The sequence below is a fragment of the Actinomadura sp. KC06 genome (assembly GCF_004348735.1).
Lineage (GTDB): Bacteria > Actinomycetota > Actinomycetes > Streptosporangiales > Streptosporangiaceae > Spirillospora.
On record NZ_SMKT01000400.1, the window covers coordinates 1 to 972 of the forward strand.

The 972-nt window shown below is 73.3% G+C and carries 1 protein-coding gene and 1 pseudogene; both read right to left on the reverse strand.

From position 1 onward, the window contains the following. The coding region (locus E1287_RS43340; protein WP_243719848.1) for a tetratricopeptide repeat protein at nucleotides 1-503 on the reverse strand (503 nt) is incomplete at its 3' end. Nucleotides 504-584: 81 nt separating this feature from the next. Further along, a pseudogene (locus E1287_RS46200) lies at nucleotides 585-972 on the reverse strand (NYN domain-containing protein); the annotation flags it as partial.

The window sequence follows — 972 nt, forward strand, 5'->3', positions numbered from 1 at the left end:
GTGTCGGCCTCAGGGGCGGGGGGTTCGTCGGGGCCGCCACCGATGCCGGTGCCCACGGCGCGGTCGCGGAGCGCGAGGATGACGTCGGCTCCGCTGGTGGCCCATTCGTGGGCGCCGGTCGCGTCGCCCTGGGCGTAGAGGACCTCGGCCACGGTCCGGTAGACCTCGGGGTCGCGCGGACGATCGGCGCGGATCTGCTCGACGAGTTCGCGGGCCTCGTCGGCGCGGCCCAGTTCGAAGAGGGCGTCGGCGAGATAGGCGCGTGCGTCGCCGTAGGTCTCGCCGCCGTCGTCCATGGCTCTGCGGTACAGCTCGGCGGCCTTGGCGTGGTCGCCCGCGTGCTGCCACTGCTCGCCGGCGCGCAGCAGCACGTTGGCGCGTGACACCCCGCCGGACACCGACTCGGCCAGCTCGGACAGCCGGCGGGCCGCCGAGATGTGATCGCCGGTGCGCAGGGTGTCGAACTCCAGGTCGTCGAGGTCGTCTTCCGTCACGTGCGTCACGCTTCAACGCTACCCGCCGCCGCGCGACCGAAGCGGGCGAATCGATGATGATCGTGTGAAAACCGGGGCGTAGGTATCAGCTCACCTGCGCGAACGTTCCAGCGCGTCCCAGAATCCGCGGCGCAGGGCGTGGCGCACCTCGTCGTGCAGGAGGAAGTCGATCGGGAGCGAGGAGCCCTGCAGGAGGCGGGCCTCCAGGTCGGACGGCATCCGCGGCTTGCGGGCGAGGACGGCCTCCAGCCACAGCGCGGGCGCGTCCCTGGCGACGGACTCGCCGAAGTCCTGGCCTTCCTGGTGGGCGGCCTTGACGGCGTCCGCCAGCGTCGGGGTGCTCTGCTGCACCGGGACGGGCGAGATCTGCTGGGGGCCGGTGTAGGGGCCGTGCGGGCGGTTCTCCGGCTGCATCGTCTGCGGCGGCGGAGGCGGGGACGGCGCCGGGATCGGCGACGAGCTGTACTGCGGGCCGGGC